This window comes from Pseudomonas fontis (genome assembly GCF_028656955.1).
Lineage (GTDB): Bacteria > Pseudomonadota > Gammaproteobacteria > Pseudomonadales > Pseudomonadaceae > Aquipseudomonas > Aquipseudomonas fontis.
This window is the reverse complement of sequence record NZ_JAMDGY010000002.1, coordinates 55304-67259: the sequence shown is the minus strand read 5'-3', so window position 1 is coordinate 67259 and position 11956 is coordinate 55304. Positions and strand designations below refer to the sequence as shown.

The 11956-nt window shown below is 63.8% G+C and carries 8 protein-coding genes; 6 read left to right on the top strand and 2 right to left on the bottom strand.

Features of this window, described 5'->3' with window-relative positions; translation table 11 throughout:
* The first annotated feature begins 75 nt into the window (after window positions 1–75).
* From M5G11_RS00395 to pgm, 4 genes are all read left to right on the top strand, one after another.
* Window positions 76–1440, top strand: coding sequence for a hypothetical protein (locus M5G11_RS00395; RefSeq protein WP_273913078.1), 1365 nt, complete (start codon window positions 76–78; stop codon window positions 1438–1440).
* Window positions 1441–1525: 85 nt separating this feature from the next.
* Window positions 1526–3178, top strand: a complete 1653-nt coding sequence (locus tag M5G11_RS00390) for a VRR-NUC domain-containing protein (protein ID WP_273913077.1) — start codon at window positions 1526–1528, stop codon at window positions 3176–3178.
* Window positions 3175–5436, top strand: a complete 2262-nt coding sequence (locus M5G11_RS00385) for an ATP-dependent DNA helicase (RefSeq protein ID WP_273913080.1) — start codon at window positions 3175–3177, stop codon at window positions 5434–5436. The genes M5G11_RS00390 and M5G11_RS00385 overlap by 4 nt, the downstream gene beginning before the upstream one ends.
* A gap of 91 nt (window positions 5437–5527) precedes the next feature.
* Window positions 5528–7168: a phosphoglucomutase (alpha-D-glucose-1,6-bisphosphate-dependent) gene (gene pgm / locus M5G11_RS00380; RefSeq protein WP_273913076.1), complete on the top strand. Its 1641-nt coding sequence runs from the start codon at window positions 5528–5530 to the stop codon at window positions 7166–7168.
* A gap of 95 nt (window positions 7169–7263) precedes the next feature.
* On the opposite strand, the gene M5G11_RS00375 is transcribed toward pgm, so the two are convergent.
* Window positions 7264–7962, bottom strand: a complete 699-nt coding sequence (locus M5G11_RS00375) for a pirin family protein (protein WP_273913075.1) — start codon at window positions 7960–7962, stop codon at window positions 7264–7266.
* A 221-nt stretch (window positions 7963–8183) separates the two neighbouring features.
* Between M5G11_RS00375 and M5G11_RS00370 the strand changes: the two genes are divergently transcribed.
* The gene (locus M5G11_RS00370) at window positions 8184–10694 is read left to right on the top strand and encodes a UvrD-helicase domain-containing protein (RefSeq protein WP_273913074.1); all 2511 of its coding nucleotides are present in this window, start codon (window positions 8184–8186) and stop codon (window positions 10692–10694) included.
* Window positions 10695–10717: 23 nt separating this feature from the next.
* Here the strand turns inward: M5G11_RS00370 and M5G11_RS00365 are convergent, their stop codons facing one another.
* Entirely contained in the window at window positions 10718–11170 is a 453-nt protein-coding gene (locus M5G11_RS00365) for an anthrone oxygenase family protein (protein WP_273913073.1), read from the bottom strand.
* 194 nt (window positions 11171–11364) lie between these two features.
* Here M5G11_RS00365 and M5G11_RS00360 point away from each other — a divergent pair, with 194 nt between their 5' ends.
* The gene (locus M5G11_RS00360) at window positions 11365–11949 is read left to right on the top strand and encodes a DUF4174 domain-containing protein (RefSeq protein WP_273913072.1); all 585 of its coding nucleotides are present in this window, start codon (window positions 11365–11367) and stop codon (window positions 11947–11949) included.
* The last annotated feature ends 7 nt before the right edge of the window (window positions 11950–11956 follow it).

Here is an 11956-nt window from a genome sequence, read left to right as displayed (position 1 = left end):
CACGATTATCCGAATAGCCCTTTTCGCCTGGTCGCTTTCCATTTGTCCTCGTGATCGTCACTTCAGGGAAGCACTATGGGCACTATCCATTCGCAAGCGATGCAATACGTTTACCAGCAGGTGCTGCAGCGTCTGTTCGAGCGCTTTACCCAGGCCCAGCGCGCCTCCCTTCAATTGCTGATCCAGCGCCTGCTGGTGGCCGCCGGCGGCGCAGAGCGGATCGACGGCTTCAAGGTGATGCTGGCCTACGGCGGCGGGCAAACCAGCGCCATTGCCCTGGCCTTCCTGCGTGCGGCGCAACTGAGCATTGCCGCGCGCTCGCCCGGCACGTTCAGTTTGCGGGTAGTTGCCACCGCCCAGGCTGGCACTTCCAGCACCGTGCTGGGCAACATCGACCGGGCGTTCTCGGCCATGATGCTGTATGACGACCCGCGGGTGGACCTGCTGATTCTCGACAACGGCACGCTGCGCGATTTCGATGTGCGCCAGGCGATTTCCCGCGACCAGCAACAAGCCGAGCGGCGCGATACCCTGGTAATTGGCCACCTCACGGCCGGGCAGGCGCGGGCGACCTTCTTCAATCGCTGCTACCTGGACCTGGTCGAGTTGTACCGCCAGGGTAGCCAGTGGGAGGGCGGCGTTGATGCCGTGATCAATGCCGTGCCGCAGCCCAAACGCAAACGTTACATGGCCTGGGGCCGGCGTATGCTGCGCGAAGCGGGGGGGCTCAACCAGCACCCGCTCGAAGCGTTTCCGGCGGCGATGTTCCAGGGCTTTGCCATGCTGCGCAACAAGCAGCACAGCCAGACACTGGGCGAGCCTATGCCAACGCAGACCGCAGAGCCGCCTGCACGGGCACCGCGTTTTCTGAATATCGACGACTTGCTGATTGGTGTGGAGCCCGGGACGGGCGACCTGTTTCTCAGCCTGCTGGGCCTGCGTTTTGATGACCTGGCGTTTGGCTACAACGAGTCGGCGGGCGTCAACCCACTGCTGGTCGCACACTTTCAGGGGCTGCGGGCCGAGTATGTGGAGGGCCGCAGTTATCAGGCCGGTATAGACGACTATGTGCGCCAGTCCTTGCAGTTGGCCCGCTTGAAGCCGATGCCGCCATCGCTGTTGAACAGCACCCGCAGCCAGCAGGGCGACGGCGCTGCCGAGCGCCAGCGGCAATTGGCAAGCGACCTGGCCTGGCAGGCGTACGGCCTTAGCGAAACCCAGTTGGTGTGCCTGTTGTTTGCGCCGTTTGTGGATCAGGGCCGCAACCTGTCGGTGTTCCTCAACCGTTGTGCTCCCGGGATGCTGGCGGCGACGCCGCTGCTGCACAAGGCCTTGCAGGCCAAGCCCGCATCGGCGCCGGTCATCCAGTGGTTGGAGAACACCAGCGGGCTGCCCTTGGAGACCTTGCAGATGCTCTACCAGCGAAGCCTGGCCAACTGAGCGAGCGACCATTGATCCGCTGTGGTTGCCAATCGGGCTTTTCTGTATGTATAACCAGTGTTTTGAGCCGCCTGGTTAACCTTCAGTGATTGCCCATTCCGTTGCCGACCCGTTCTATTACCTGCACAACTTTCGCCAGGTACTGGAGTGGATCGAGGTGCGCTACCCGGACTTGCTGGATGCGCAAGAGCTGGCCTTTATCGAACAGTTTCGCGGCCTGCCGATGGCCGCGCAGGCGCTGTTGGTGCGCATGGTCATGCGCAAGGGCGTGCTGTTTCGCGCGAGCAAGCTGGCGTATGCCGAGATCGGTGCCACCCAGGCAGCCCTGGTTCCTCTGGTCGCCCAGGGCTGGGTCGATGATCAATGCCCCTTGAGCCTGGCGCAGCTGTTCCAGGTATTGCGCAAGGATGAAATCAGCCTGTGCTTTGCCGATCGCCTGGCGCGCCCGCGTGCCGCCAAGGGCGAACTGTTCGAGCAGTTGCAGGCTGGTTGCACCGAAGTACAGCCCTTGCACCTCTGGTGGCCGACCTTCAGCGAGCCGGTCTATGCCTTGCGCTTGCAGGCGATGTGCGACCGTTTCCGGTTGCTGTTCTTTGGCAACCTGTATCAGGACTGGTCCGAGTTCGTGCTCTCCGACCTTGGCCTGCTGCGCTATGAGCAGGTGGCGTTCAGTGACGACTCCCGCGCCCTGCGCACGCGCGGCGACGTGGATATCTGCATGGCCCTGCACGGCGCTGCCGAGCAACTGGCGGCAGGCGCGCCGGTTGTTCTGGTGCTCGCCGGGCTGGATGGCCTGGAAACCCAAAACGCCTGGCTGGAACGCCGGCGTGATCGGCTGTTGTTCCAGTTCGGTCAGCAGTGCGAGCGGCTGGGCGACTGGCCCCTGGCGTTGAGCCTCTATCCTCGTACCCGTCACCCTCAGGCACGTGAGCGGCATATCCGTGTGCTCGAGCGTAGTGGTGATTACCCGGCCGCGCTGGCCTTGGCGTCTGCCGCCGAGCAGGCGCCGGGCAACGCCGCCGAAGCGCAGGCACTGGCGCGCATTTTGCCGCGGCTGCGGCGCAAGCAAGGTGGCCCGGTGCAGCCTCGACGGGCGGCCGTGGCGGTCAACCGGCTGGACTTGAACCTGCCGCAGGAACTGGCGGCGCTGGGCGTGGAACATGCGGTCAAAGTGCATCTCGAAGCAGACGACGGCCCCGTGCATTACGTGGAAAACACCCTGTTCAACAGCCTGTTTGGCCTGCTGTGCTGGGAGGCGATTTTCGCGCCGCTGCCCGGCGCCTTTTTCCACCCGTTCCAGAGTGGGCCGCTGGACCTGCATGACGCCGGCTTTCATGCCCGGCGCAGCACCTTGTTCGCAGCCTGCCTGGAGCAGCTGGACGACGGCAGTTATCGCCAGGCCATCCTGAACACCTTCACGGCCAAGTACGGGCTGCAATCACCGTTCGTGTTTTGGGAGTTGCTCAGCGCCGAGTTGCTGGCGCAGGCGCTTGATTGCCTGCCGGCCGAGCACCTCAAGCGCTGCTTCGAGCGCTTGCTGGAAGATATCCAGACCAACCGCGCCGGCATGCCTGACCTCATCCAGTTCTGGCCGGCGCAGCGGCGCTACCGGATGATTGAAGTCAAAGGCCCGGGTGACCGCTTGCAGGACAACCAGCTGCGCTGGATCGAGTTCTGTACTGCGCATGGTTTGCCGGTGGACGTCTGCCATGTGCAATGGGCGTCGCCGACGCCATGAGTTATCGGGTCGCAGTACGGGCACTGTGCGAGTTCACTGCCAAGGTCGGTGACCTCGACCTGCGTTTTACCCCGTCGCCAACCGCCCAGGAGGGGATTGCCGGGCATCGTCGAGTGGTCGCGCGACGGGCGCCTGGCTATGAAGCCGAAGTGGCGCTCGAAGGCCATTTCGCCAGCCTGCACGTATGTGGCCGCGCAGACGGTTACGACCCCGCAGCCAACCGCCTGGAAGAGATCAAGACCCACCGTGGCGACCTTAGCCGGCAGCCGGACAACCACCGGCAGTTGCATTGGGCGCAGGCGCGCATCTACGGCTGGCTGCTCTGCCAGCAGCGCAGCCTTGAGGCGATCAACCTGGCGCTGGTCTACCTCGATGTCGACAGTGAGCAGGAAACCCTGGTCGAAGCCCGGCATTCGGCGGCTGAGCTGGAGCAGTTCTTCAACCGCCACTGTGAGGTGTTCCTGCATTGGGCCGAGCAGCAAATGCAGCGCCAGGCCCTGCGCAACAGCGGCCTGCAGGCCCTGACGTTTCCCCACGCGGCGTTTCGTCGGGGCCAGCGTGAGCTGGCCGAAACGGTCTACAAGGCGGTCAGCACCGGCCGTTGCCTGATGGCGCAAGCCACCACCGGGATCGGCAAGACCCTCGGCACCTTGTTCCCGTTGCTCAAGGCGATGGCCCCGCAGCAGTTGGACAAAGTACTGTTCCTGACCGCGAAAACCCCGGGGCGAGCACTGGCGCTGGATGCTGTCCAACAGGTGATGCGCCATAGCCCGCAACTTGTGTTGCGCAGCCTGGAGCTGGTCGCCCGCGACAAGGCCTGCGAGTACCCGGGCAGCGCCTGCCATGGCGAGGGGTGCCCCTTGGCCAAGGGTTTCTATGACCGCTTGCCGGCTGCCCGTGAGGCGGCGATGCATATCGCGGTGCTCGACAAGGCGCAGGTGCGAGAGGTGGCCTTGACCCATCAGGTCTGCCCCTATTACCTGGGTCAGGAGCTGGCGCGCTGGGTCGACGTGGTGGTGGCCGACTACAACTATTACTTCGACCAGACGGCCCTGCTGTTCGGCCTGGCCCAGACCCAGCAGTGGCGGCTGGCGGTGCTGGTGGACGAAGCACACAACCTGGTCGACCGGGCCCGGCAGATGTACAGCGCCAGCCTCGACCAATGGCAATTGCAGGCGTTGCGCAAGGCCCCGCCTGCGGGCATGGCCAGCGCGCTGCAAACCCTGAACCGGCAGTGGAATGCTTTGCACAAGGAGCAGTCGGCGCCGTATTGCGTGGCCAGCGAGCTGCCGCAGGCGTTTCTCAAGGCGCTGCAGCGTTGTGTCGGGCTGATCCAGGACAAGATGAACCAGACACCTGAGGGGCTGGAGCCGGAGCTGATGCAGTTCTTTTTCAGCGCCGTGCAGTTCATTCGCCTGAGCGAAGTGTTCGACGAGCATTTCCTTTTCGACATCAGCAAGCGCGAAGGGGCAGGGCGGCGGAGCATGGCGACCCTGTGCCTGCGCAATGTGGTGCCGGCGCCTCTGGTCGGCCCGCGACTGGCCGCAGCGCGCAGCGTGACGCTGTTTTCCGCCACCCTCAGCCCGCGCCGCTACTATGCCGACTTGCTGGGCATGCCGGCCGATCACGCCTGGCTTGAGGTTGATTCGCCCTTTAGTGCGGAACAATTGCAGGTGCGGGTGATCCGCAGCGTATCCACGCGCTACCAGCACCGGCAGGCCTCCCTGGCGCCCATCGTGGCGCTGATCGCCGAGCAATACGCGGCGCAGCCGGGCAACTACCTGGCGTTTTTCAGCAGTTTTGATTACTTGCAGCAGGTGGCGCAGTTGCTGGCCCAGGCGCACCCGCAGATCGTCCAGTGGTCGCAGACCTCAGGCATGGACGAAGCACAACGCGAGGCCTTTCTTGCGCGCTTCGCCGAGGGCGGCAGCGGCGTCGGCTTTGCCGTGCTGGGCGGGGCCTTTGCCGAGGGCGTCGACCTGCCGGGTAGCCGTTTGATCGGGGCGTTTGTCGCCACCTTGGGGCTGCCCCAGGTCAACCCGGTCAACGAGCAGCTCAAGCAGCGCATGGCACGCTTGTTCAGTGCCGGGTTTGACTATACCTACCTGTATCCGGGGGTACAGAAGGTCATTCAGGCGGCGGGGCGGGTGATTCGCGGTACCGAGGATCGCGGCACGCTGCTGTTGATCGACGACCGCTTTGCCGAGGCCAAGGTCCAGGGGCTGTTCCCGGCCTGGTGGGCACCGCAAAACAAATAGTCGTGGGCGCAGGGATCGACCCCATCGCCATGCGGTCGAAGTGCCAGTAAACTCCCGACTTTCGTTACCCTGAATATTTTTGAGGTTTTGCATGAAGCTCAGTCCTTTGGCGGGCAAACCGGCACCAGCGTCCGTACTCGTCGATGTTCCACGACTGTTGACTGCCTATTACACGGGTCAACCCGACGCGGCCGTTGCCACCCAGCGGGTTGCATTCGGTACCTCCGGGCACCGTGGCACTTCCTTCGAGCTGAGCTTCAACGAAAACCACGTCCTGGCCATCAGCCAGGCGATCTGCCTGTACCGCAAGGCGCAAGGGATCGACGGCCCACTGTTCATCGGCATCGACACCCATGCCCTGTCGACCCCGGCAGCGGCCACGGCGCTGGAAGTGCTGGCGGCCAATGGCGTCGAGGTGATGCTGGCCAAGGATGACGAATACACCCCGACCCCGGCGATTTCCCACGCGATCATCTGCTACAACCGTGGCCGCACAGCGGGCCTGGCCGACGGCGTGGTGATTACCCCGTCGCACAACCCGCCGCAGGGCGGTGGCTTCAAGTACAACCCGCCCAATGGCGGCCCGGCCGACAGCCATGTCACCAAGTGGATCGAGGCCAAGGCCAACGAACTGCTCGCCGATGGCCTGAAGGGCGTGAAACGCATGGGCTACGAGCAAGCGCTCAAGGCCGCCACCACGCATCGCCATGACTACCTGAACAGCTATGTGGCCGACCTGGAAAACGTCATCGACTTCGACGTCATCCGCAATGCGGGCCTGCGCCTGGGTGTCGACCCGCTGGGCGGTGCCGGGGTGAACTACTGGCCAGCCATTGCCGAGCGCTATCGCCTGAACCTGGACGTGGTGAACACCGAGGTTGATCCAACCTACCGCTTCATGTGCGTCGACTGGGATGGCCAGATCCGCATGGACCCGTCTTCGCCGCACGCGATGCAGGGCCTGATCGGCCTGCGCGACCGCTTTGATGTCGCCTTTGCCTGCGACCCGGACCACGACCGTCACGGCATCGTCACCCCGTCGGGCGGCCTGATGGCGCCGAACAACTACCTGGCGGTCAGCATCGACTACCTGTTCCAGAACCGTCCGCAGTGGCGCGCTGATGCCGCGGTGGGCAAGACCGTGGTCAGCAGCGGCATGATCGACCGGGTGGCTGCGCGTTTGGGTCGTCGCTTGTATGAAGTGCCGGTAGGCTTCAAGTTCTTCGCCGATGGCCTGTTTGATGGCTCGCTGGGCTTTGGCGGGGAAGAGAGTGCAGGGGCGTCGTTCCTGCGCAAGGACGGTAGCGTCTGGAGCACCGACAAGGATGGCTTGATCCCGGCTTTGCTGGCGGCAGAAATGACCGCGCGTACGGGCCTTGATCCGAACCAGGCCTACGAAAAAATGAGCGAGCAGCTCGGCAAGCCGTTTGCTACCCGGGTTGATGCCAAGGCCACGCCGCAACAGAAAGCCTTGCTGGGCAAGCTGGCGCCGGAGCAGGTCAAGTCGACCGAGCTGGCGGGCGAGCCGATTGAACAGATTCTCAGCCATGCGCCGGGCAACAACCAGGCCATTGGCGGCTTGAAGGTGATGACGGCTAGCGGCTGGTTCGCAGCGCGTCCGTCGGGCACTGAAGACATCTACAAGATCTACGCCGAAAGCTTTGTCGACGAGGCGCATTTGCAGCGTCTGGTGGGCGAGGCGCAGGCGTTGGTGGATGCCGCTATCGCCTAAAAGCCCAAAGCATCGCCGGCAAGGCCGGCTCCCACAGGATCTGTGCAGCATTGCGATCTTGTGGGAGCCGGCCTTGCCGGCGATTGGGCCCTCGATTACGCCACATCAACCAGCACAATCTCACTCTCTTCCAGTGCGGTCACCACGAGCACCTGCTCGTCTTCAACCGCCACCCCGTCCCGAGCCTCTGCGCGCAACCCGTTCACCTCGATCACGCCCTTGGCCGGCACCAGGTACGCCCGGCGCCCGGCATCCAGGCGGTACTCGGCACTTTCCCCTGCCTGCAGCGTTGCCGCCACTAGCCGAGCATCAGCGCGGATACCCAACACATCGCCATCACCCTCACGGCCACTGGCCAGGGTCACGAAGCCTTCACCTCGTTCACCTTTGGGGAACGGACGCACCCCCCACGAAGGCGCCAGGCCACCGCGCTCTGGAATGATCCAGATCTGGAAGATCCGCGTATCGACGTTCTCCAGGTTGTACTCACTGTGGGTAACCCCGGTGCCGGCACTCATCACCTGCACATCGCCCGCTTCGGTACGGCCCTTGTTGCCCAGGCTGTCCTGGTGGGTAATCGCACCTTCACGAACATAGGTGATGATTTCCATGTCGCGGTGCGGGTGCGGCGGGAAGCCGGCGCCGGCCGCGATCAGGTCATCGTTCCAGACCCGCAGGTTGCCCCAGTTCATCCTCCGTGGATCGTGATACTCGGCGAACGAGAAATGGTGGTGGGCATCCAGCCAGCCATGGTTGGCGTGACCCAGGGTGTTGAATGGGCGAAGTTGCAGCATGAACTCATCTCCTCGGCAGGGTCGTGGCGGTCTTCTGTTCAGCGTGTCGCACGACGGGCTATTTGCTTGACGAGGCCAATGATCCTCCAGCGTATCATCGAAAAAAAGCGTAAATATCGGCTTATAACAATCAGTTTAGTAGATATTTAATATGCAGTGATTTCTTCGCTTCGTCGCCTAATTAACTGATCTGCAAGCATTCGGCTAGCGATTTGCCCGAGATGGAGCGAACATGGTCGGCGACTAGTGAACAACCCGGAGTCGGTGTGTCTGAAGAGCGTCCCAAGCTGTCCCTCGAATTGAATCCACCTGCCCAGTTGCCCTGGCATAAACGCCTGGCGGCGCGCCTGCTCGGGCGTGGCTTGAGCCGGTTGCAGGCGCAGCATCGCGATTCGTGGTTCCAGGGCCATGCCAGCGGCCAGCGCACCGGGCATGTCGATGGCCTGCGTGAAGGCTATGAAGAAGGGCGCATCGATGGCTATGAAGCGGGCCGCCAGGTCCTGGTGATCCGCGATACCCGCCCTGACGAACACGGCGTGCCAGGGTGTGACGACAACCTGTTCGATGACTGGCGCCTGCCGCTCAGCGCCGAGCTGAAAAAGCGCTTCAAGGCCGACGTCGCCCAGCGCCTGCCGGCCCACTCACAACCCAGCGCCGCGCAGTGGAAGATGATCTTCAGCGACACGCCGTCGACCTGCGTGATCGCCGGGGCCGGGGCCGGCAAGTCCACCTCGCTGGTGTTGCGCATCCTGCTGCTGCGCCATTACCTGGGCTATGAGCTGGACGCCATGACCGTGGTGACCTTCACCCGTGAGTCGCGCAAGGACTTCATCCAGCGCCTGGTCCAGGTTTTCGGCCTGTGGGACCTGAGCCTGAATGCCATGCAGGCGCGTGAGCTGGTGCGCACTTTCCATTCGCGGATCCTGCCGCTGGTGCGCAGCCTGCCGGGGTTCAGCCAGGTGCGCGCGTTCGAAACGCTGGGCGGCGACCTGCCGCTGGGCGCCGAGGCGAATGCCGAGAGCAACCCGTTCGACCTGCGTATCAACGACGCCCAGCGCCAGCAACTGAACCTGTGCTACCGCGACCTGCTGCGCGCCAGCCCGCGCTTTGCCGAGCTGATCGGCGGGCTGCGCCGCGAAGCCCTGCAACTCAAGGCGCTGGACCGTGAGCACCCGGACGTACAAAAGCGCATGGCGGTGACCCAGCTGTCGGCCAGCCGCGATGAAGAACTCTGCGATACCCTCGAAGACCTGTGGTTCCGCGCCGGTGCCTGGCCGATCAAGGGCATCGAGCCGAACCGTGAAACCGTCGAGATCAACGGCAGCCGCTTCCACTTCCATGGCTACATCGCCGAGCTCGACGCCTGGGTGGTGCTGGGCTTCGACCCGGGGGAAAACCAGCAGTACAAACGCCCCGGCGCCAAGTTGCCGGTGTGGGCGGAATGGGTGATCAAGCGCACGCTGTTCCAGGCGTTCTGCGACAAGCCGGTGATCTGGCTGGAGAACTACGCTGCCGCCAAGCGCCTGACCAGCTCGCTGGCGGGCGACGCCGTGGCGGGGCCGGGCTTTGATTACAAGGTCAAGGGTGAGCTGGCGGCGGCGCCGTTGCTCGATGCCTTTGTCACCGCTGCCGGCTTTATCGAAAACCTGGGCCTGGATGTAAGTGCTGCCGTTGGGCGCATGAGCTTTGCCAGTGGCGACAACGACGCGCAGTTCTTCGAGGCCCTGAGCCTGTACTGGAAGGCCCTGGAGGCACACCTGCTGGGCCAGTCGCCGCCGATCATGAGCTACAACCGCATGTTCGCCCTGTTCGGCGAGAACAACCCGGAAAACCTGCGCCTGCTGCCGGACCCGCTGTTGCGCCCACTCGCGCATTTGATGATCGACGAGTTCCAGGACGTCTCCCCGCAGATCGTCTCGTGGCTGCGCGCCTGCCTGCGCGAGATCCGCAGCCGTGGCCCGGCATTGCATGTAGGCCGGGCCGCGCAACATTCCTCGCTGCTGTGCGTCGGGGATGACTGGCAGTCGATCTACGGCTGGCGCGGCAGTTCGCCGAAGTACTTCATGGAATTCACCAAGGAGTTCGTCTCGCCGGCGAATACCAAGGTCATGCTGTCGGACAACTACCGCAGCCACCAGCACATCATCGACGCGGCCGAGCACATCGTGAAATCGGCCCCGGCAATCAGCGGCAAGAAGGCCCGCGCCTGCGGCCCGGCTGCCGAGGAAATGGTCCCGGTGAAGGTGCTGGAACGTGATGAAACGGCGCTGGCGCAGACGCTGCTGGAACACTACCGGCGTGGCGAGTCGGTGATGATGTTGTATCGAAAAAGCAGCGATAAAGCGGCCATTGCCGAACATCTGCAACCCTTGATCAACCACGAGGCGGGCCTGCCGGCCGGGCAGCGGCGTTTCCGCCAGCTGACCTATCACAGCGCCAAGGGCCTGCAGGCCGATGCGGTGTTCATGCTTGGCGACTGCCAGCACTTGACCCGCTCGCCGTACAAGAACCAGGTCTACCGCCAGGCCGGACTGGCGCGTGGTGCCGACCCGGAGGCGTTCGACACGGCGCAGAAGGACGAAGTGCTGCGCTTGGCCTATGTGGCCATCACCCGGGCCGTGAAGCACTGCTATTGGCACGTCGAAGCGCCCACTGGCGATGCGGCCAACCTGCCGCGCGCCTCGACCCAGGTCGATGGCAAAAAGGCCTTCTTCGAAGACCTGCGCGGCTGATCAGAGCCGGGTCAGGGCCAGCATCAGCAGCGCTGCGGCGGCCAGGGCGGTGACCGTGCGCACGTGGTTCCAGCGGCTCCAGCCGCTGAGGTAGCCGCGCCTGGGTCCGCTGCGTCCAAGCGGGCCAGCGCCTCGTTCTTGGGCACGTTGAAGAGCATCGTCACGCCCAGGTTACCGAGCAGGTACAGCCCGCCCGCCAGGGCCAGGCAAAGGCTGCCGGGGGCCGCCCAGCGGCTGGCGGCGACGATGATCAACGCCACGCACAACACCGCCGTACCCATGAAAATACCCAGGAACAGACGGTTGAGCACGCTGATATTGATCGCCTGCATGGCGGCGATACCGGCCGCCTCGGGCACGCGCGCCAAGGCCTGCATGACAAAGTTGGAAAAAGCGAAAAACAGCCCGCCGACCAGCGCGCAACCCAGCGCAGCCAGCACGACCAGCAGCAACAGCAAGGTCTCCAGAGTCGGCATCGCAATTCACCTAGAGGTTCGGGAAGCAGGGTGGTAGCCATCAGCTATCCTCCAGTTTAGGTGCGCTGTCGCCACTGAAACTGGAAGTTACCTTTGTGATTAACCGGTAGCCGGACCAGTAGTTTAGGCTCGCCCCTCGGATCTTTCGCGCTGATCCGTAGTCTTTGAGGAAAGGAAACAAGAAGGAGATACACATGCTTGTGCGGTCACTGACCTTTGCCAGTTTGCTGGTTGTTGCCGGCCCCCTGTTCGCCGCCACGCCCAGCAATGTCGACCCCTCGCCGCTGGAACAGGACCTGGGCAAGGCCCGCCCGTTGATCGTCATCGTCCCCAGCACTGCCGACCCGACCTTGCGTGGTTTGCAGGATGCCCTGAAAGACCCGGACACCAAGAGCAAATTTGCCGAGCGCAACCTGGTGCTCTACAGCGTTGCCGGCACCATCGGCAAACGCGACGACAAGTTCCTTGAACAGAAAGACACCATGATCCTGATCCGCCAGCTCAGCAAAGCCGCTGAGAAGGCTGATACGCGGGTCTTCCTGGTGGGCAAGGACGGCGAGGCGCGGCGCATCGAGAGCGATGGGCCAGTGAGCTTCAAGCAGATTTTTGATGCGGTCGACCAGCTGCCGGCTGAGGAAAAAGCCATCCAGCCGCCCACGGTCGCCTCGCAGGCGGCCAGCCAGGCCGGTGCTGAAGAAAAGCCGGCCAAGGACGGAAAACCGGCCAAGCCGGTCAAACCTGCCAAGCCACTGCCGCCACCCAAGCCGCTCGAAGATTGACTCGATG